Annotated in this window: 11 protein-coding genes and 1 pseudogene; 5 read left to right on the top strand and 7 right to left on the bottom strand. The window is 51.2% G+C overall.

Going from position 1 to position 20,970, the window contains the following annotated elements:
• Nucleotides 1–65 precede the first annotated feature (65 nt).
• From rfbB to rfbA, 3 genes are read left to right on the top strand one after another with little or no spacing between them, the layout of a single operon-like run.
• A complete protein-coding gene (rfbB, locus tag N436_RS14260; protein WP_110741386.1) occupies nt 66–1,136 on the top strand; it encodes a dTDP-glucose 4,6-dehydratase in 1,071 nt (356 codons plus the stop codon).
• Entirely contained in the window at nt 1,133–2,029 is an 897-nt protein-coding gene (gene rfbD, locus N436_RS14255; RefSeq protein ID WP_110741385.1) for a dTDP-4-dehydrorhamnose reductase, read from the top strand. The genes rfbB and rfbD overlap by 4 nt, the downstream gene beginning before the upstream one ends.
• A 5-nt stretch (nt 2,030–2,034) precedes the next feature.
• Complete coding sequence (gene rfbA / locus N436_RS14250; protein WP_110741450.1) at nt 2,035–2,916, top strand: glucose-1-phosphate thymidylyltransferase RfbA; 882 nt, start codon at nt 2,035–2,037, stop codon at nt 2,914–2,916.
• A 302-nt stretch (nt 2,917–3,218) separates the two neighbouring features.
• On the opposite strand, the gene N436_RS14245 is transcribed toward rfbA, so the two are convergent.
• Nucleotides 3,219–4,298 (bottom strand): DUF6270 domain-containing protein, encoded by a 1,080-nt coding sequence (locus tag N436_RS14245; RefSeq protein WP_110741384.1) that lies wholly within the window; start codon nt 4,296–4,298, stop codon nt 3,219–3,221.
• Nucleotides 4,299–4,982: 684 nt separating this feature from the next.
• Nucleotides 4,983–5,425, bottom strand: a pseudogene (locus N436_RS14240) (transposase); the annotation flags it as partial.
• Between the two features lie 245 nt (nt 5,426–5,670).
• Here N436_RS14240 and N436_RS14235 point away from each other — a divergent pair.
• Together N436_RS14235 and N436_RS14230 are read left to right on the top strand one after the other, a co-directional pair.
• Nucleotides 5,671–7,695, top strand: coding sequence for a heparinase II/III family protein (locus tag N436_RS14235; RefSeq protein ID WP_110741383.1), 2,025 nt, complete (start codon nt 5,671–5,673; stop codon nt 7,693–7,695).
• 498 nt (nt 7,696–8,193) lie between these two features.
• Nucleotides 8,194–9,276: a DUF6270 domain-containing protein gene (locus N436_RS14230; protein WP_110741382.1), complete on the top strand. Its 1,083-nt coding sequence runs from the start codon at nt 8,194–8,196 to the stop codon at nt 9,274–9,276.
• 303 nt (nt 9,277–9,579) lie between these two features.
• On the opposite strand, the gene N436_RS14225 is transcribed toward N436_RS14230, so the two are convergent.
• The 5 genes from N436_RS14225 to N436_RS14205 all read right to left on the bottom strand — a co-directional run bounded on the left by N436_RS14225 (nt 9,580) and on the right by N436_RS14205 (nt 20,965).
• Complete coding sequence (locus N436_RS14225) at nt 9,580–11,310, bottom strand: hypothetical protein (RefSeq protein ID WP_146232430.1); 1,731 nt, start codon at nt 11,308–11,310, stop codon at nt 9,580–9,582.
• Between the two features lie 139 nt (nt 11,311–11,449).
• Nucleotides 11,450–12,625, bottom strand: a complete 1,176-nt coding sequence (locus N436_RS14220) for a glycosyltransferase family 4 protein (protein WP_256589963.1) — start codon at nt 12,623–12,625, stop codon at nt 11,450–11,452.
• 2 nt (nt 12,626–12,627) lie between these two features.
• A complete protein-coding gene (locus tag N436_RS14215; protein WP_110741379.1) occupies nt 12,628–13,857 on the bottom strand; it encodes a glycosyltransferase in 1,230 nt (409 codons plus the stop codon).
• Nucleotides 13,858–13,917: 60 nt separating this feature from the next.
• On the bottom strand, nt 13,918–14,352 hold the full coding sequence (locus N436_RS14210; protein ID WP_110741378.1) for a hypothetical protein: 435 nt from the start codon (nt 14,350–14,352) through the stop codon (nt 13,918–13,920).
• Between the two features lie 37 nt (nt 14,353–14,389).
• Nucleotides 14,390–20,965, bottom strand: coding sequence for a glycosyltransferase (locus N436_RS14205; protein WP_110741377.1), 6,576 nt, complete (start codon nt 20,963–20,965; stop codon nt 14,390–14,392).
• Between the last annotated feature and the right edge of the window lie 5 nt (nt 20,966–20,970).

The following is a 20,970-nucleotide window of genomic DNA, read 5'->3' as shown; positions in this document are numbered from 1 at the left end:
AGGAGCGCCCACATGAACTTCAAACGCTGTGAAGTTTGAAAGCAGGAATTGGGAAGAACTGAACAATGACTATTCTGGTAACAGGTGGTGCGGGTTTCATCGGCGCGAACTTCGTGCTGGACTGGCTGGCCGGTAGCGACGAGCCCGTGGTCAACCTCGACAAGCTCACCTATGCAGGCAACCTGCAAACCCTGAGCAGCCTGCAGGGCGACAAGCGCCACATCTTCGTGCATGGCGATATCGGCGACTCCGACCTGGTAGCCCGCCTGCTGCAAGAGCACCAACCGCGCGCGATCGTCAACTTCGCCGCCGAGTCCCACGTCGACCGCTCGATCCATGGGCCCGAAGACTTCATCGAAACCAACATCGTCGGCACCTTCCGCCTGCTGGAAGCCGTGCGCGCTTACTGGGGAGGCCTGGACGAACAGGCACGCCACGCGTTCCGCTTCCTTCATGTGTCCACCGACGAGGTGTACGGCTCGCTGGCTGCCGACGAACCGGCCTTCACCGAAACCCACCAGTACCAGCCCAACAGCCCGTACTCTGCCAGCAAAGCTGCCAGTGACCACCTGGTGCGTTCCTACCACCACACCTACGGCCTGCCGGTGCTGACCACCAACTGCTCGAACAACTACGGCCCGTATCACTTCCCGGAAAAGCTCATCCCGCTGATGATCGTCAACGCCCTGGCCGGCAAGCCACTGCCGGTGTACGGTGACGGCCAGCAAATTCGCGACTGGCTGTACGTCAAGGACCACTGCAGCGCCATCCGCCGTGTGCTGGAAGCCGGCACCACCGGTGAGGTGTACAACGTGGGCGGCTGGAACGAAAAGCCCAACCTGGAAATCGTCAACCGCGTGTGCGCCTTGCTGGACGAACTGCGCCCGCGCGCCGACGGCAAGCCTTACGCCGAACAGATCACCTACGTGACCGACCGCCCCGGGCATGACCGCCGCTATGCCATCGACGCCCGCAAGCTGGAACGCGAGTTGGGCTGGAAACCCGCTGAAACCTTCGAAACCGGCATTCGCAAAACCGTTGCCTGGTACCTCGACAACCAGGAGTGGGTGCAGAACGTACAGTCTGGCAGCTACCGCGAGTGGGTTGAAAAGAACTACGCAGGGCGCTCCGCATGAAAATTCTGCTACTGGGCAAGGACGGCCAGGTAGGTTGGGAGCTGCAACGCAGCCTGGCCCCGCTGGGCGAGGTGCTGGCGCTGAATAGCCGCAGCCAGTCGCACTGCGGCGACCTGGCCAACCTGCCAGGCCTGGCCGAAACCGTGCGTGCCTATGCCCCCGATGTGATTGTTAACGCCGCTGCCTACACCGCCGTCGACAAGGCCGAAAGCGAGCGCGAGCTAGCCTTCAAGGTAAACGCCGAGGCTGTGGGTGTGCTCGCCCGTGCTGCCGCCGACTGCGGCGCACTGCTGGTGCATTACTCCACCGACTACGTATTCCCGGGGCAGGGCGCCCAGGCCTGGCGCGAAGACGACACTGTCGGCCCGCTGAATACCTACGGCGCAAGCAAACTGGCGGGTGAGCAAGCCATCCAGGCCGCCGCCTGCCAGCACCTGATCTTCCGTACCTGCTGGGTGTATGCCGTCCGCGGCAACAACTTTGCCAAGACCATGCTACGCCTGGCTGCCGAACGCGACAGCCTGGGTGTGATCGACGATCAGTTCGGCGCCCCGACTGGCGCCGAACTGATCGCCGACATTACCGCACACGCCATCACCGCCACCCGAGCCAATCCGTCTTTGGCTGGCCTGTATCACCTGGCGGCCGGTGGCGAGACCACCTGGTGCGGCTACGCCCGCTACGTGCTGGAACAGTCAGCAGCCCAAGGCGTGGCACTGAAAGCCCACGCCGAACAGGTCAACCCGTTGACCACAGATGCCTATCCGACCCCGGCCAAGCGACCGGCTAACTCGCGTCTCGATACCAACAAACTGCAGAAGGCTTTTGCCCTGACTCTGCCAGACTGGCGCCAGGGAGTGGCCCGCATGCTCAAGGAAATTCACGAGAAATGACCACTATGAAGCGTAAAGGCATCATTCTGGCGGGCGGGTCGGGTACCCGCCTGCACCCAGCGACCCTGGCAATTTCCAAGCAGCTGTTGCCGGTGTACGACAAACCGATGATCTACTACCCGCTGACCACATTGATGCTGGCGGGCATCCAGGACATCCTGATCATCTCCACCCCGCAAGACACCCCCCGCTTCGAGCAACTGCTGGGCGACGGCCATCAGTGGGGCATCAACATCACCTACGCCGTGCAGGCCTCGCCAGACGGTTTGGCACAAGCCTTCCTGATTGGTGAAGAGTTCATCGGCAACGACCTGTCGGCGCTGGTGCTGGGTGACAACATCTATTACGGCCACGACTTCCAGCAGTTGCTGCGCAATGCCATGGGCCGCGACGAAGGCGCCAGCGTATTTGCCTACCATGTGCATGACCCCGAGCGTTATGGCGTGGTTGAGTTCGATGACAAGGGCAAGGCAATCAGCCTGGAAGAAAAGCCTGCCAAGCCGAAGTCCAGCTATGCCGTGACCGGGTTGTATTTCTACGACCAGGACGTGGTCGAGATTGCCAAAGGCATCAAGCCGTCTGCGCGGGGTGAACTGGAGATTACCGACCTGAACCGGGTGTACCTGGAGCAGAACCGGCTGTCGGTGGAGATTATGGGGCGCGGGTATGCCTGGCTGGATACCGGGACGCACGACTCGTTGCTGGAGGCTAGCGGGTACATCGCCACGATTGAGCGGCGGCAGGGGCTGAAGGTGGCTTGCCCGGAAGAGGTGGCGTATAGGCAGGGGTGGATTGGGGCTGAGCAGCTGTTGAAGCTGGCTGAGCCGTTGGCCAAGAATGGGTATGGGCAGTATTTGAAGCGGTTGGTGGGGGATAGGGTTTATTGAAGCAGGCCTTTAACGCTAATTTATGCGGCTATCTGAAGTTGACGATGAAATAGGAGTTGCATGCGCGCCTTCATCGTCTGCTCATTGTCGGATCTGGAATTTATTGGCTGCTGCAGGAGAGGTGCGCCCGTATGGCCTGGTAATCAGGCTATTGTCCGGGTTTTTAAGAGTAAGCACCTGTGTATTCAGTTTTTCCGATGTCCCAAGTCGCCCATCGTCGTTTGCTGGGCGACTTATTTCCAGTATCCTTAAAGTTCTGCAGTGACTAGCACTTGAATGTCGCCGATGCAATTGCTAATCATCTAAAGATTTAGGGGGCTTACGATACATTGGGATGAAAACTTTTCACCTGAAGAATCCTGGTAGAAGGCTATTACGGTTAGCTCTCCAAGCGTGTCAGGAATAGGGAAGCAAGCATTCGGTAACGCGTCGTACCAACGGACGTCATGTCGATCCCCGTCGATGAGCAAATAGAACGCGAATTCGCCACCCTCATGTATGCTTCCATCCATTACCAATGAGCACTGCGCAAAAATTCCATGCTCGGATTTGTATGCAGCGACAGTGATGGTTGCACCTTCAGAGATAAGGAGCGATTTCTCCTGCGTAAGGTATTCACGCAACACGCCCTTCGCGCTGTTCTCAGATGTTATCAAGTTTAATTGTGCGAGAGCTTCTTTGTAATACTGCTCGCAATAATGAAAGGGAGACACGCCCCAGTGGTGATCTTCGTCTGATGTTAAGAGCTGTGGTGGGAAATATAGAAACTGATGTTTGCCGAGTTTTTTTTCCAGCGCCTTGTACATCCATTCCAGTTCTTGGTTGGCCTTCTCAATGGTTGCTAACGGAACTGGGAAATTAGTATTGCTTGCATGTTCGAAGCGTGAGGCCCAATAGACTTTGTTGATGATTAAGCAGTCGAGTTTTTTGTGCTGCTCCAGGACTGCAAGGAATTTGTGCATTCCTTGAATCCACAGGTCTCGGCGCTCAGGTGTGCCGGGTTTGATTAGTTGGAAGCCTTTGACATTACCGTCATTCAATAGACCACTTTCAGCCAGTTCATTGGAGTTTGTAATGATGTGGCCGGAGGGTAGGATTGCAAGGTCAAATCGTTCATCGATTAGATCGATTAGTATTATGTCGGCATCCTGGAGTGCTTTAGGCTGCGTGAGAATTTGTTTCGAAAAATCATATGCGACCATACGCCGTCTGAATGCAGAAGGTATGCGCTCAAGTGCCTCTTCATTTTCGTATGAAGGGCTGCATAGCGAGGCCATTGAAGATCTTGCAAAGTAATCCGTTAACTTAAATGCCTGGCTTTCTTCTAGGTTAAAAATGTCTCTAGATACGCAGCTGCCGTAAATAGTTAAGTTTTTGATCACTGTATTCTTCAGCCTTTTTGTTCTTGCTTCACATAAATGGGTGTGGGTCCTGTTCCATCAGGCCTTTCAGTTCGCTCCGTGCCCAGTGTGGAAGACAGCTTGGCAGTAACCCAAATGTCACGCAGCGGTAGCGTAATCTCATTATCCATAGACGGCTAGGGAATGCAACGCGAGTCCTGCGACCGCCTGATCATTTCTCTGGTTGGACAGTAGAAATCTGAAATATCGGATCCAATTGATGTGGGTGTTGGAGATTGTTTGAACCAATTGGCATGAAGATTGTCGCTTTTCGGGGTGCTGGCCGCAATTGCCGTCGTTGGAGGCATGAGCGCAGGGAAATATGCGAAGTCTGTCACATTGATCGCGGCTTTGTGGTGTAGGTGTTGCTCAAAGAAAATTGTGGTGAAATAAAAGTAGGTGTGATTCCGGTGCTTTTATTGTTAATTAAAGATGTTGGGTTTGAGTCGGTGTTTCGGTTTTTGTACTTCTGGTGGGGCGTAATATTCAAGGTCATATTTTTGTTGCGTTAAATATGTGTCCATGTTTTTTATGTTGAGTGTATTCTTGGTTTTTGATCTGTTTCAGTCTTTTTCGTCGGTTGCTTTAATAGTGGGCTTTGCACATGCTCAGGTCTATTCTCAACCCCGAAATAGCCCGCATCGGCACAAACGATGTTCTCTGTGCCTTGGTCGAACTTGACGCGTGGATAATTGTGCCTTGGCGCAACGACAGCCCCTTGATTTGCATGTAGGCATTGATGGTTTCCAGGACGCCTGCCGCCAATTGGTATTTCTCCAGCAGGTGTTGGAAGTCCATGATCGTAGTGTCCTCGGGAATCGAGGTCTGAGTGTCAGCCGAGCAAACTGGCGTATCGAGGTGATCTCGTATACCGCTTCCACCATTGCTGGACCACTAGGCTAAAATCAGCTCCGCAGCAAGTGAACGCGCAGTATCGTTTCCAATGGGTGAGGCTTACGACCTCCACCGGCCTTTGGATAGTGCGGCTCAATCAACGCGACCCACCCGCCCCACGGCACGACCTGCTCCAACTCGGCCAGGGGGCGCTCACGGCGGATCTGCTTGTGCTTATCGGCGTACTCGAAATCGGAAAAGCTGATCTGACCTATGGGCAAGGTTTGTGTAGGCTGGTTGAGCGGGGGACTACTTCAGCACCGGTCGGGTGATCTGTGCTGACTTGATCGGAGAATCCCTAGGTGGACCATCCCACCCCAGCAACTTTTCATCGACCCGCAGCAGGATTCCGGTAAACGGCTCCGCACTATACGATCAGAGCGCATGCAGCATTGCGTTGGGTGGTGATTCGTACTATAAATTTGATCAATCAGGAACTCAAATTCATGCAAGGACGAAAATGAAAATAATAAAAAAGGTGCAAGCAGAATTCATTGGCGGGAAGATAAATTGCTCAGTTCTACTGAATAAAAATCTAGAGGGTGCCCAGTTTGCCTACTATATTTTTAGAGATAATGAAAGGATTCATACCTCTTGGTATTCGTCAAGCCCATCATTTAGCTTTGACACCGAAAAAGTTACAGGCGATTATCATGTTGTAGGTTTTTTGCGGGTTGAAAAAGAGCCCATTGAGATAGAGAAATCTAATCGAGTTTCCGTGAGGTTATATAGCTCAATTAACACTAGTCTTTCGCAAAAAGTTCTACAAGATTTAACCGCAGAGCTCAAATATTCTTTCTCTCGGCCATTCGTTCAAGTTCCGCAAGATTTCGACCCCGTCGTCAATAAAAATTTCAACGAGAGCGGATTTTTCCACGTCCCCCTAGCTAAATATTACGAAAAAATTGAGATCGGGGAATTGACACGGATCGATTGGCGGCGCAAATTTGAAGCCAGTAACAATTCCAATGTTATGTGGCTGCTCTCCCTTAACTTCGCAGGGTGCTTACTGTCAACATTTGAAGTGAGTAAAGATCCGGTTTTTCTCTCATTGGCGACTCAAAGTATTGAGAGCTTCTTGACGTTCGTCACCACGCCGGAAAATAGGTTGTATGTTGAGTCGATCGCATCTGGCGATCATTCAACAGCCACTCGCGTTAAAGTTTTTATCAAATATCTGCAAGTGACGCAAGACTCTGAAGTAGAATGCAAAGGTATCCGTCTTCAAGTTTTTTGTGAGCTTTATCGATGTTTAGAATGGCTCTCATCTGATGACAACTTTCACGAAAATAATCACGGGCTCATGTGCAACATAGCACTTGCCGCTGCAAGTCGTTGTTTTTCTCTTTCCAGTGATTTAAGGAAAAAGTATTATGGTATCTCCATATCAAGAACCTTAAAGCTTGCAGAGAAAGCTTTTTGTAAAGACGGTTTATGCAATGAAAATACCATAGGCTATCATAACTATAATCTTCAGCTTTATCAGGTTTTTTGTGATTTGCTTGATGCAGAAGAATTGACATCACCTGAGTTCTCGAATTTACGAAATATTATAAATCGCGCTGAAGTCTCGTTGCGCCATTGCGTACGCCAAGATGGCAGCGTCCCCCCCGTAGGCGATTCCCCCGCATATTTATCGAAAAAATCATCTATCAATCAGTCAAAATTCTTTCCTCGCTCTGGATTTGCGGTTGTTAAGAACGAAGACTTCTATCTTTCTTTGCAGTGCGGATCTAGGACGGAAGTCCACAAGCAGATGGATGACTCCAGCATTACGCTAAGGTATAAGGGGGTAGATATTCTGATTGATGCGGGCTCTTACTCTTACGATAGAGAGACTGGATTTGGTAGATATATTGAGTCTGCGACTGGGCACACAGGGATTTATCCGTTAGCTTTCGATTACCTTCGCCGAAGAGAAATCGTCAAGACTTTCGGCGGGATTCTGGGGGGGATTGATTATTTCTGCGAGACTGATTCAGGCTTTGAGTTGAGGTGCCACTATAAAACGCAGGATGGCACTGTTTCAGCGGGTAGGACGATAATAGCTTGTTGGCCGGATGAAATCTGGATAAACGACACTATTGAAATACATAAAGCTTTACCTTCTTGGCGATTTTCAGAGGCCAAAGTCCAAAGGTTTCTTTTTGGCCCGAATATCATGATCAGCCAATGCGAGCCAGGAGAATTCATCCTCCGCGGAAGCGGCATCAGTGGGAAATTATTTTCGCTCAATTCCGTCGGTGGTCGATTAACTTTCGGTCAGACCGACCCCGACATTCGTGGTTGGCATTCCATTGAGTTTGGGGAAATACTTGAAAATTCTTGTCTAGAATTTATTTCCACCAACCCTGTCGCTAGTTTCACTGTCGCATTGAAGTTGTCGGAGGGTGCAACAATGAGCCAGCTTTCTAAGCATGCATTCGAGCGCCTTTCAACCGATCGCCTGTCAGGTTCAATGGCCCCCGGTTGTATAGACAGTTAAGGATTTTCCGATCAAGTCAGCACAGATCTGGTAAAGGGTGGAGGAAGGTGCGAGTTCTACAGATGATGCCTGTATGCTGTCAGGGGCAGTGATCGGAATTTTCGGAAAAAGCGCTCCCCCATCGTAGCGAGCAACCAACACGGCAGTGGCCATTCGATGGAATCCATCAATGCTGATAGGAACAGGAAGGCTCAAGATAGGCCCATGCTAGGCCTCGCTGGTCTGGTGACATAGCTGATGCGCTCACCGCGGCATCCGCTCTCATACCAAACGCAAGATGTTCATGGTTTGCACATAACCATGGATCTGGCTCCCGATGAAGCTCAAAGATGTTAGGGAGGGGCGAGCTTGGTGCTATAATCAAGCGCATGCTTATTTTCTATTCGGTCTTTGTTTAATTGAATGATGAGCGGAACTCTGCGGCTTGGTAGGTTGTTGATGTTGCGATTTAGCTAGGTGATGCAGTTGTAAAGTATAAATCCTATAAGGTCGTTAGTAGTGGTCAAGAATTTATTAATTTATGGTAGCTGTGTTTCAAGAGATATTTTCAATCTGGAAGAGAGTTCCGGTTTCAAGATTTCAGATTATTTCGCTCGATCTTCGATGGCTTCGTTGTGTAGCGCACCATACAAAAATACAGAGGCACTAGAGCGTATCCAGTCAGCTTTCCGTCGAAGGATGGTCGCCAATGACTTTTCTAAAGACTTGCTAGCTGCGGTTGATAAGCTAGAGTCGGCAGATTTGATTCTTATCGATTTGATTGACGAGAGATTTGATCTCGTAGCATTGCCTACAGGTGAGTTGATTACTCATTCAAATGAGCTTGCTGAAAGCGGCTTGTTAGCTGAGGAGAGTATTGAAGGGTATAAGAATATACCACAAGGTACTTTCGAGCGCCGTGAGCTGTGGCTGCAAGGAATGCATAAGTTTTTCAATTTATTGAAGGATTTAAACAAACTTGACGCTGTGCTGGTCAATAAGGTGTACTGGGCCTCGAGCTTTGAGTTGGATACTCAGTCTGTTTTTCCTGTGGGTCGTGTGGAAATCGATAAGGCTAACGAAGATCTTGAGTGGATGTATGGCGCCATGGAAAGGGTGCTTGATAGTCGCCAGTTTTTGAATTTTGATAATGCCCTTTTGACCGCTGATGAATTCCATCGTTGGGGTGTGTCGCCATTTCACTATTGCGAAATGTATTACCGTGAAGCGCTGGCTCAGATTGTAAAGAAATCTGAGAAAAATAGCGCTGTGATATCCCTCCGTGTGGAACTTGCGCCGATAAAGCCTCCTCCGGTTTCTTCTGGGGTGGAGCTCAATGTGGCTGCACACATTGTTGGTGATAAAATCTATGCGCACTGCTCTTTGAGTCTGAATGATCAGGCGTATGAGTGCGGTGATTTTGCATTTTATCTCTTGGTTGATGGTGTTCGTCATGCCGCGCGATGGTATGAGAAATCACCGAGAGCTCGTTTTGCTATCCCTGATCATCCTGGAAAATTAGAAGTTGCCGCGTTTTATAAGGACGAATTTGATGAGAAGCTATGTTCTAAAGAGGGTATAACGTTGGCCTCTTCTTTTTGAAAGGTGCTGCAATTTACTCACGGCATGTAGTTATTAGTCTTGATAGTGGTCAGTGCCAAGTCATCGCAGCAATGTACCCGATGGTTTGCACTGGCTTACGTCTGGAGGAGGTGTTTCTAATCGAAATCACCTAATCAATTTCAGATGCATAGTCAAGTAGAAGGTGCAGGTCGCAGCGTCTACTGCGCAGTTGGTAATGGCCAGAAGCTCAATAAGTAATCGGTGGCCACATCCTCATTTGCTCAGGAAGCCGCTCAAGCAAAAGAGGATGCTGCGTAGGGCGTTCGGCTATGTGGTGAGGAGTTACATTATTTTTTCGTCGAGGTTTTGTGTATGTTTTAAAATATCCGGAATAAGGTTAAGCGCCGCCTGGTAATCTCTGCGGATGATATGTCTTTCAAAGGAAAACATATAGGAAGCAAGTATGGTGCCGTCACTGCTTAGGCTCTGTGCGTCACTTCTGATGCCTTGAGCTTCTTGGGTGCACTCAAGAAGTTTCGAATGTGCGGTAAGAGGCCAATACGTACCTGCGGGCTCTAAAAGCCAGTTTCCCCAATGGATAACTGATAACTCTCCGGTTTCTTTCTTAAGCAAAGAATCAGTGTTGAGATCAAGGACAATGAGCTGCCTGGGAAGTTTGCTTAAGTTTAGTTTTATACTGCCAAGACTGCCTGCCAGTTGTTCTATGTTTTTTTGGTCTTCTGCGGTAACTGCGTAGAGCTTTAGGCTTTCCAGCATCTCGCTATTTAGGCGAGATTCTAAATAGCTTTTGGAGCGCTCGTATTTATTGAGAAGCGACTTGGGTGGCGTTAGCTTCATTAAATCCCCGAGAAGCGTCAAGGTTCCTTGATTGTACTCCCTGCCAGTCATTTTACATTCTTTTGACCACTCAAAAATATGATAGGTCACATTCTGTAACTTCCCAGTCTCTCTGAGTGGCGGGCAGGGCAAGTCTTTAAACTGAGCGATTAGTGCGCTCTCTTGAGCGGCGGGATAAGTTCGGCTCTCGTCAAATAGTTTAATAATGTAAGTTTTAACTGTGTTCTCGGAGTGGCAGTCAACTTCGTAGCAGTATATATCGGGGTGGCCTAACTGAAAATTTTTAACGCCTTCGACAGTGAAGGCGGTTTTGAAAAGAGGGGATAAGACCTGCGGAATCCAGCGCTCGCGCTGCTCGGGCGAGAAAAGAGCGTGAATTTTGTCACTCTTCTGAGTATTTTCCAGTAAGAGTGGCTGGTTGTGGAAGAATAGCGCACTGACTCGCGAGTGTTGCGATCTTAATAATATCAGTTTGGTAGAGAAGCCCACGAGTCGCTGCAGGGCTTGCCTGATAAGTAGTAGCGATATTATTGCCATGAATGCTGAAGGTGGGTGGAAATAAAGAAAGTCTCCGATTATTCCGAAGAATACGACTAGAAAGACAAAGCCGGATATTGAGTTAAGTATTGCTTGGTGGTGGGTTGTTAGTGCGCTTCGTGCTTTCGATGAAGTGTTGTATGCCAGGCAGGTAAATGTATAAAAGACTATGATGCTTGTCGAGACTAAGGAGAAAATTAGTGGGTAAATTGCGCATAGAATCGCGACTGATATTAAAAAGAATAGTAGTTCTGAAAGTCCGCGCGTGAACTTTGAGTATGCGTTGACTGCAATGAAGTCTTGGTTGTCGAAAAGAACAATTTTCTTTGTTCTGATTATGAGTAAGCGTGCGCCCGCTGCGGTGATTTTTGTAGCAACTAGTTCGAATGTAAGGTGTGCTGCAAATGCAACTAGGGAGCTTAAACTCAACCAGATTACAACGGTGTCCTGAGCGTAAGCTTTCAGGAACTCAGGAAAGTAACTCGGGATGCCGCCAGAGCTGAGGACGATAATTGCTTTTAAAGGAAGGAAGAAGGCTAAAAGCAAAAGTAATTGGCTAAATATATAGATGAACTGCACTGATACGGTGTGCAAGGGTGCTTTCCTCAGGAATTTTTTGCCTAAGGAAAAAGACCAGCGTAAGCATTGGCTTAGCTCTGTATTAAGGTGTGCTTTCATATGGGTTGCTTAACAGATGGCCAGTATTTCGGTGCGAGATATGTACGTCGACTTGAATGGCTCACGAAATTTCACTCTTAAGATCTCTAGTTGCCATCGATGCTTTTCCTTCTCAGTGTGTTTCCCGATAAGAAAAACATTAAGTGTTTTGTGTGTGGTTCAGAAGTTCAGTCGCCATGCTTGCTACAATGTATTTTCGCGAATATTTCTTTACAAAGTCGCGTCGATCAGTTGTTTCAATGTTTAGGCTTTCCAGAGCCGTAATTGCTGACTCTATATCGCACGGGGGGAAGACGCTCATGTTTTTGATGTTGTCAGTTGCAAATTTGGCGGAGTAGCCGCTAAGTCCTCCAAGAATAGGTTTCTCGGTGGCGGCGTATTCAAATAACTTTGAAGGGATTACATTCTTCAGTGAAGGAAGATCATTGAGGTGTAAAAACAAAACGTCTGCCGTGTTGTAGTATGATAGCAAGTCAGTTCGTTTCATGGGTTCAATGAGGTCTACATTTGTGACGTTATGCTGAGTTAGTGCTGTTTTCAGTTGCTTTATTGCACTGCCACTCCCGACTATTACAAACTTTGCTTTGTTTGCAAGTCTATTTGCCAATTTTGGCAGGATATGATGCAGGCCTTGTCCCGCGCCTATGTTGCCTGCATATAAAATACGGATCTGGCGTGAGGTGCGCTCTTCCATTGCAGCGGGGTTTTCAATGAATAGATCATCAACGCCGTTTGTGTAAACAGTAAATGGTTTGTTCGGGTACTGTGATTTAAAGTAGTTGACGAACCCTGGAGAGGCTAAATTGACTGAGTGTGATTGCTTCACTGTCCAACGCTCAATGTGGCGGAAGAACCATGCTGTGGGTGCTCCGATTGGATAAGGTAGCAAATCCGGCAATATATCAGTCAGTAGGTCCCGAAAATCCAAATAAAGTGGTGCGTTGACGCGTTTGGCTACCCAAGCCCCTAAGGTAGCGGTCATCATGCGCGATGAGGTAGCAAAGATAAGATCATACTCATTCGATTTGACCGCTTTCAGCACACCTCGCGCATATTGGGCGAATAGATGGGCTTGGCCAAGAATTCCACCGCCACGCGAAATAACTGGAATTCGTTTGATCGTTAGCCCCTCGCGGCTTTCAATAGAGGAAGCACTCGGGGCATAGCTATCGTATCTGCTCGGCTGGGTCGTCAGCACGGTTATCGTGATTTTTTTCTGAGAATTCTGCAAAAGTGAATTGACTAATGCTTTCGTCCTGAATGAGCCAGCAGAAAGATCAGGAGGATAATAAAAACTCAGTATCAGGATGTTCACGTTCAGGCCGCTTCAAATTTGCCGGTAGAGGTGGCTTTTTTGTACATTTCTGCCAAGAGGTTTTCCTGACTTTCCCAACAGAGATCCTTTGCCGCAATCACTGAGTTTTCGGCCAGCTTTGCACGTAACTCAGGATCCTCGATGAGCCTGTTCAGGCAGTTCACTAGGTCGTCTTCGTTGCCTTCTGCAGCCAACAGTCCAATGCCATATTGATTTACTATCTTCCGGATTTCAGGGAAGTTAGTGGCTACTGATGGTACCCCTGCGATAATGTACTCAAACAGCTTGTTGGAGTCAGTGCTGAAGTGATTGAAGCAAGTGTTCTCTATCGGCTGTACCGCGATGTCGGCCGCTGCAGTATATTTTGGGAGTTCGGACAGCGCTACTGTTGGAATAAAATGAACACGGTCTTGTAAATCTAGACTGTCACGTAAGTCGATAAGGGGCTGTGTTAAACGTCCCCCGCCAATCAGTACGACATGAGCGTTTTTTAGGCGTGAAGTGCAACGCACTAATTTTTCTAAGCCTCTTCCGCTTTGAAGGCCACCTTGGTAAAGGATCACAGGGCACTCTTGTGGTATGTCTAGTGCTTGATGAAGTAAGCGGCTTTTTTGGGCGGCAACATATCTGGGGCGGTTTTGAAGTACTGCAGGCCTTGCGATTTTATAGAGTCGAGCAAGGTATTTGGCTCGAGTTTCAGTTGTCGTGATAACTGCGGATGCGCGAGGAATCAATAGTTTTTCAATGTGCGCAACAATTTTTGAGAGTTTTCCGTAGCCCTCTCTGCTAGTGCTTATTTCGTGCGCATCATAAATGAGTTTGGCTTGACTGATGATTGAGGCTAGCCAGGCAGTAGGAAGGGTGTTTACATCATGGGAGTGAACGACAGTTGGCCGATAACGTATGATGTTGAGAAGCAGCATCATATGAGTCCATGCGCGACTGATCACCCTTAAAACAGAGATCTGGGCGTTATTAGAGATTGTTCCTGCTGAAGGCGATGGTGTTTTGGAGTCGAGTTGTTTCGATTTCCTCCAGCGCCACAAAGGCGACCTTTCTACCCGGCATACATCGAGGTTTTTCTGTAGGGTCTCTGTTTTCGCAGTTTTCCCTGGTGTATGTAATGCGAAGACCCTAACGGCATAATCTGAGTTGGCAAGTGTTTGTGCTTCTTTTAATACTCGTGCGTCATTGACGAATTCATTCCACACAATCATTGCAACTTTTTTCACTGCTTTACCTGCTATTCGATTATGCCCGCTAGGGTGTTCAGGGCGTTATTCTGCTAAGACTCAGGTCTCGGTCCAGTAGATTTTCATTTTCGTCGTGTTGACGTTATTGGCGCTGGATTCTGTGTAAATGGCACCAATGGTAGAGTAACCGGTTTTCTTGTAGTGAACTTTGAATTGGCTTGGGTTGTCTTCCATTACGGTGCGCTGGAAGCCTTGGCTCTTCAACTGATTGTAGATGGCGTTTTCAGCCACTTTGGCAAGCGTGTTAGTGTTGACTTCATAGTGTTTCATCTTACCGTTCGAGGTTTCTTTCTCGTACTCTTTGGAAATCTCGCCGTTGGTATTCAGCTTTTCACCGTTCTGAAGAACGATAGCGCTGCTTTGAGCGCTTTGCGAGGCAGGCGCTTGGGTGGCTTTTTGTTCTTTTTCAGCGCCGCAGCCGAAAAGTGCCAGTGACATAAGAAGTGCTGCTGCGGTTTTGATGTTGGTTTTCATAGTGGTGTTGTTCGTCATTAAAAGTTAGGGGTGGGTTTTATTGGGCGATAAGTGCCAATTCTTTTTCGATGATGTTTTTCTTCGCTGTTTGGCTCATGACTCGGTGGTGAGCAGCAGCGGACATCTTGTTGAACAGCTCTGGAGAGCCGACAACTCTCTTGATGCCATCCGCCATTCCTTGTGCATCGTCTGCACCTGCAAGAATGCCGCAGTCATTGCTCACGAACTCTGGAATGGCTGTAACACCGTTGGTGACTGAGATGAGTCCGGATGACATCGCTTCGTCGCGAGAAACGCCTTGTGCATCCATGCGAGTTGGGCACAGGAACATCCCGTACTCTTTATGCAATGCCGCGATTTGGTTGTGCTTCAAGAAGCCTCGTTCGATAGTGACGTTTGAGAAGCCCTTTAGTGGTTCCAGGGTCTCCTCGAACAGGGCGCCATCGCCAATCATTCGGAACTCCATTTTCTCAAAGAATGGCTCTTTCGAAAGCAGCTTGATTGCCGCGACGCTCAAGTCATTCGCATATTTTGCTGAAGCATAAGGGCGGATGGAAAGAACCTTGAAACGTTGGTTTTCAGGCTTTTTCTTGTAATCGAAAATATCGGTGTCAATAGGGTTGTGGATAATCTCGTAGCTTTCCTCCGGAATCCGGAAGCCCACGTCCTCCATCACCTCTTCTGCAAAGTAGCGAGATACGAAAACGAATTTCAGATTTGCAGGCACGTTTTTCAGCGTCTCGCGCCAGAACGCCATGCGCTTCTCGCTTTCGATTTTCGCCACTGCCAACTGGCTCTCATCCGAGTAGTTGTACTCGCGACGCCACCAAGGCTGTACTTCCGCGCCGTGTACCCAAACCACTACTTTGACCATGTGGGTGAAGCGCTTGAGCACTTCCCACATTTCAGGGTCCAGGAAGTGCACCAGTACGCTCTTGTACTGACCACTTTCTAGCATCTTGGTCAGGGTGGACTGGCAACCGGTTACCACGTCTACGTTCTGGAACTCGTGATAGCTGACAGCCTCGTTCTTGCGCAGGCGGAAGATGTCCACATTCAGGTTCTGTTCCTGATAAGCCATCACTCGGCTGTGTACAAAGCCGTTGCGATACAGGTCAGCATAAGCCGGGTAGTGGTTGGTAACGACCAGGTGTTTCGAGCGGCCCAGCATCTCCGAAGGTTGCAGGTCGCGGTGGCCAAGCACCAGTGCCTTGATCTCGCTACTGCCAGCCGCGTAGGCCCGCAGACCAAAGCGCACGAAGGCCGCTTCCGGTGGTACCTCGGAGGTTTGGTTGCGGTTGGCATGCTGCATCACATGGCTGATCCGCTGCTTTTCAGCATCGAGGAACAGCACCACCAATTGCAGGTTCAGGCCAGGCGAGCAGTCGAGGTACAGCTTGAGTTGGCGGTCCTCGAGATTCAGTTGGTCCAGGCTGACTTCTTTGAGGGCATAGACATATTCATGCTTGCCATCTGCCAGCGTGGAGCTGACACGCCAGTTATCTACATCGACCGACAAGTTGAGGAACTTGCTGTGCTTGGCACCGAACATCTCAGCCAGTTCACGACCGTTGATTTCCGGAGAGTCGTGGCTGTCTTCCAAAGGAGCGATGGCCTGTGCGCGAGCCTGGAGCTGGTCAATGGTCATGCCAAGGTTCAGCTCCAGGTCGTCCACCTTGGCGCTGATAGCTTCGTGCTGTGCTGCCCCATTTTCGCAGTAGTTGAACGGGTCGATGGCCAAGCCTTGCTCGTGGGTGTATTGCAGCGACGGCAGGCTCTTTAACCAGGTGCGCAGCGGTTGGCCGGCAACGATCTCGGTGGCTACCAAAGAGCGACGTGCGCTCAGCGATTGAGCGGGGCGGTACGCCAATCCATTCGATTGCAATTGTGCATTTTGCCCATTGCAGGTGAAGTGGGCCGCTTTACCAACAACCTGCGCCTGGCTGTAGCGGGTAGCCAGCGCCAGGTCCAGCAGGTAATTAGGGCCGTAGTAGTCTCCCGGTACAAAGCCGGCAACCCAAGGTGTATTGCCGACCAGCTCGCCAAGGCTGGTTTTCTTCAGCTGGGCGGGCTTGAGCACGAGAATGCGTGGGTCGTCGCTCACGATGCTGCTCTGGTAAGCATCGGTGATGATGACCATGCGCACTTGGCTGTAGGTCTGACGGTTCAGGTGGGCACGCAGCATGTCGAACTGCTGACGATCTTGTGCTTCGCCAACAACTACGATTTCCGGCAGGCGCTGAGCCTTTGCGGTGCCAGTGACTTTGCTGAGCACGTATTCCAGGCGCTGGGTGTAGGTGTGCTCTTGCATCACTTTACGCAGGGCGGCGAGCTTCAACTTGTCACTGTTGAGTGGGTCTTCGGCCAGCAGTTGTAGGCGGCGCAGCATTTCTTCGCCGTTGTCGGTGGTGACTACCAAGTCACCGAACAGCAGGCGCACGCCGCGCGAGAAGTTGCTGACGGTGATCGTGTTGCAGCCCAGCAGCTCGAACACTCGACGTGCGAACATCGATTGCGACTGCTTGATCGAGTTCAGGTTGATCGCGTAGCGATAGCCTTTGTAAGCCGTGTCGATTTTTTCGAAGGGCAGGGTGCCGACGATGTACGGCTGGTATTCCTCAGGGAACTGGTAGTTGGCGTCGTTCTTGCCAAAGTTGCGGTCGAAGATTTCCAGCGGGCGGAACTTAGGCAGCTCGCATACGAAGTTGCCCAGGTCGCGGGTACGCTCTGGGTAGCGGGCGTAGTAGGCGCCGGCGAAACAGAATGCGTCTTTGCGCTCGTACAGCTCGATCGGGTTGTGCAGCGCTGGCTGGCAAGCGAATGGCAGCAGGTAGACGCGGTCGTGACCGAGCGCACCTTTATAGCGGTGAATGCAGTCGATGTCAGTGGTGAACACGTGGTCGAACTGCTTGGCAGTGGTCAGGAAGGTTTCGAAGTGAACCGGGTCTTCCTTGTTCCAGAATACGGTCGGCACCTTGTTCAGACGGCACCAGTTCAGGATGTCCTGCAGTTCCTGGCTGTTGTGGCCAACTTTGCTCCCCCACAGCTCATCCTTGCCACGCCAGGCAGACTCGATGAACAGCAGCTCAGGGCGGAAACCTTCCAGCTCCGCTTTCCAGTTGGCAGGTGTGAGCTGCATCAGATCACATTCGTAGCGGTAGGAGCCGAAGGTGAACTCATCCATTACACATGCCACCTTCAGGCGGCTTGCAGGTTGGTCGGCTTGGCGCAGCAGGATAGAGCGGCTCTGCTCGCTAGTCGGCAGGGCTTCAGGCAATTTCAGGTAGTTCTCATCCTGAATGACCGGCGCAGGAGGCAGCAGGGCCTTCATTGGCTCGTTGGCGATGCGCTTTTGTTCATTCTGCTGGCGTTGCTGGTTGGCCTTGCGGTACAGGCGCAGCAGGCGCACAGGCAGTCTGACGAGCCCGCTCAGGGAGCTGGCGCTGTTCTTGATCTGATAGCCCAACTGGTAGGTCATGCTGGTGCGCGTCTTGACCAGACGCTGCTCTGCCAGATGGCGCTGTGTATTGGCTCGCTCGAGATTGGCATTGAGCTCGTCGATCTTGCGCTGCTGCGCGGCGCTACGCTCCAACAACTGATTGAGATTGGCTTTCAGTTGAGGGATCTGCTCTGTGCTGACTGTGCGGTACTTCATGTTAGCCGCACCCAAGCCTGCTTTCGAGGAGTTGAGCTCGTTCTCCAGTTGCATGCGCAGGCCTTGCCACTGCTCATTGGTCGCTGCCAGGCTCGCTTCTGCTGCCTGACGGCTGGCGGTTTCGAGCATCAACTGTTCGACCAGTGTGTCCTTGGTCTGATTCAGCGAGGCAATCGTTTCAGCTTGTTCAGTCTGCGCTTCTTGCGCCTGCGCGTTGGCCTGGGTCAGTGCATGCACTTGCTCTTCAAAGCCATTGCGCAGTTCCACCAGTGTATTGATGGTGTTCGCCTGGGCAGCATGCTCGCGCTCGCCGCGTGCTAGTGCTTCGCTCACTTCCAGCAACTGACTTTCCAGTTCAGTCTGGCGGTTTTGCAGTGCAGTTACTGTCTCCGCATGGGCTGCATAAGCCTGTCTCATCGCTTGGCGCTGATCACCCAGATCGGCTTCCAGTTCAGCTTGACGTGTTTTCAACAGGGCAATGGTTTCAGCCTGTGCAGCGTCGGCCCGCTGGGTTTGGGCCTGCAATTCGTTCATATACTCCAACTCGCTTTCAAGTTCGGCTTCCAGTTCCGCTTGGCGCTTGCGTAGCGTGGCGATGCATTCGTCTTTCTCGGCAATATCCTGGCTGCTCTCGGTTTGCAGGATGCTCAATGCCTGTTTCTGATGCTCTAGCGCGGTCTCCATCGCCGTTTGGAGTTCGCGCAAGCTTGCAATGGTATTGATGTGATCCGTGTTGGCTTCGAGTGTCTTGTCTCTTGACTCGACAACAGTGCCTACCAACGCATCCAGTTCTTCGACACGGGATTGCAGTGAAGAAATGGTTTCCAGGCGGGCTGCATCGGCTAGCCCGGCATGTTCGCGCAGTTCAATCATTGCCTGTGCCTGGCCTTCCAGTTCAGCTTCCAAAGCTGCTCGGTGGGCGCGCAGGGCAGTGATTGTTTCTACATGGCCGGTGTTTGTCTGTTCTGCTTGAGTCTGCAGTTCAGCCCGATGTTCCAATTCGGCTAGCAGCTCTACTTGTTGTGCCTGCAGGGCTGCAATAGTGCCTTCATGCGCTGCATTCTCCTCATCTGCTTTGGCCTGGGTACTGGCTAAAGCCTGCTGCTGGTTTTCCAGTGCAGCCTGCAGGGCGGTCTGCTGAGCACGCAGGGCAGTGATGGTCTCTACGTGATCTGCATTGGTCTGTTCAGCTTGCGATTGCAGTTCAACTGCAGCCTGCTGCTGGTTTGCCAGTGCAGCCTGCAGCGCGGCCTGCTGAGCGCGCAGAGCAGTGATGGTGTCTACATGGCCTGCATTGGTCTGCTCGGCCTGCGACTGCCGTTCATCTGCAGCTTGTCGCTGATTTTCCAGTTTGGCTTGCAGGGCAGCCTGCTGCGCTCGGAGCACTGTGATGGTTTCTACGTGACCATCGTTGAGCTGCTGAGCCTGGACAAGCTGTTCAGATAGCACCTCAAGCTGGCTTTCCAGCTCGTTACGCTGCTTTTGAAGGCCTGATACGGTTTCGTTCAGTGCTGCATTGTCAGCTTGGCCTTTGGCTTGAAGCTCAGTTATTTGCAGAAGCTGGTTTTCCAGCGCGTCGTGTTGAGCCTGCAATGCTGCAATCTTTGTCGTCTCGTTGGCCGCCAGCGCTTCTGCGGTCGCTCGTTGCTGGTCGGTGGCCAGCAATTGTTCTTCTAGAGAAAGCAGTGACTGCTGTAGCGTGTCGAGTTCCTGATCTCGTTGGCCCTGAGCTTCTTCAAGCACTGCGATCTGCTGTTGCAACTGGGCATACTGTTCCGCAGTCGCGAGGCATTTGTCATTGGCCTCACCCAGTTGGGATTTAAGCGAGTCCAGCTCAGTATTCAGTTCCTGAATGCTACGAGCGCTGGTTTCGAGGGCTTCCCGGTTCGTTTGCTCGAGAGAGACGATATGCGCGTCGCGATCCTGGAGCAGGCGAGTCAGTGCCTCAGCCTTCTGGGCTTCAGGCTTCAGCAGGGAGAGCTGCTCAGTGGCCAGGCGATACTTTCTGTTAGCGTCGTCCAGGCGCTCCTTGATCTCCTCAAGCTCTTGCACCCGTTTTGCCTTGGCGTCGAGAATGTCGCGGTTGGCCTGCTGCAACGTCGCAATATCTGTGTCACGCGTTTGCAGTTGCTTGGCGAGCGCTTCAGCTTTCTGCGCGTCAGGCTTCAGTTGGGCAATCTGCTCAGTAGCAGTGCGATATTTCTTGTTCGCCTCTTCCAGGCGCTTGCCGATGTCGCCGAGGTTCCCGCGCAGTGTGCGCTCAATGGACTCAAATGCTTTTTCCAGTTCGCGCACGCGCTCGACTGTCAGCGAGTCGATGGTCCCTGGCTTATGCGCTTCGTTCTTGACGGCCACAATCCCCAACCACTTGCCCAGCATCTTCACTTCGATGATCTGCAAATGCTCGGCCAGCAGCCGGAACGGTTCCATCAGGTAGAACGTGTGCTTGTGGTCAATGAAGTCATTGACCCCGAACGGTACGGTGATCACCAGCCGGCCACCCTGCTTGAGCAGGTCGTAGGCCTTTTCGACGAACAGCTCCGGGCGTACCAGGTGTTCGAGCACTTCGCTGATGACAACGGTGTCCGGTTCAACCTCGAGCGTATCCAGCGCGAGGAAGTCTGAATTGATATACGTGACGTTTTGCTGGATGTGGGCAGGTTCCGTAGACAGGTAACCCTTCGCCTCTTCGATGGCTTGCGGGCTGGTGTCCACACCGGTGACCTGGCAACCCTCACGTGCCAGCAGCAGGGGCACGATGCCCTGCGAGCAGCCCACATCCAGGATCCGGCGCCCTTTGACCTGGGCGCAGATCCAGTGGATGCGGGACTGCGTTTCGCGCATGAACTGATCCCCCAGCTTGCCGTAATAGGCTTCCATCACGCGGTCATGAATATCGGCCAAAGGTGAAGGCAGCTCTGTGTTCACGGTAGGTTTCTCAAGCGTGGGGTTGTTCATGCGGT

The sequence above is a fragment of the Pseudomonas sp. RV120224-01b genome (assembly GCF_003208145.1).
In the GTDB taxonomy this organism is placed as follows: Bacteria; Pseudomonadota; Gammaproteobacteria; order Pseudomonadales; family Pseudomonadaceae; genus Aquipseudomonas; species Aquipseudomonas monteilii.
Note: the sequence above shows the minus strand (reverse complement) of the source record. Positions and strands in the feature narration are given on the sequence as shown.

Bases quoted from the DNA above. Each gene is read 5' to 3' on its own strand.
- N436_RS14205 (WP_110741377.1), bottom strand. From the start codon at position 20,965: ATGAACAACCCCACGCTTGAGAAACCTACCGTGAACACAGAGCTGCCT.
- N436_RS14235 (WP_110741383.1), top strand. From the start codon at position 5,671: ATGAAAATAATAAAAAAGGTGCAAGCAGAATTCATTGGCGGGAAGATA.
- N436_RS14210 (WP_110741378.1), bottom strand. From the start codon at position 14,352: ATGAAAACCAACATCAAAACCGCAGCAGCACTTCTTATGTCACTGGCA.
- N436_RS14225 (WP_146232430.1), bottom strand. From the start codon at position 11,310: ATGAAAGCACACCTTAATACAGAGCTAAGCCAATGCTTACGCTGGTCT.
- rfbD (WP_110741385.1), top strand. From the start codon at position 1,133: ATGAAAATTCTGCTACTGGGCAAGGACGGCCAGGTAGGTTGGGAGCTG.
- rfbA (WP_110741450.1), top strand. From the start codon at position 2,035: ATGAAGCGTAAAGGCATCATTCTGGCGGGCGGGTCGGGTACCCGCCTG.
- rfbB (WP_110741386.1), top strand. From the start codon at position 66: ATGACTATTCTGGTAACAGGTGGTGCGGGTTTCATCGGCGCGAACTTC.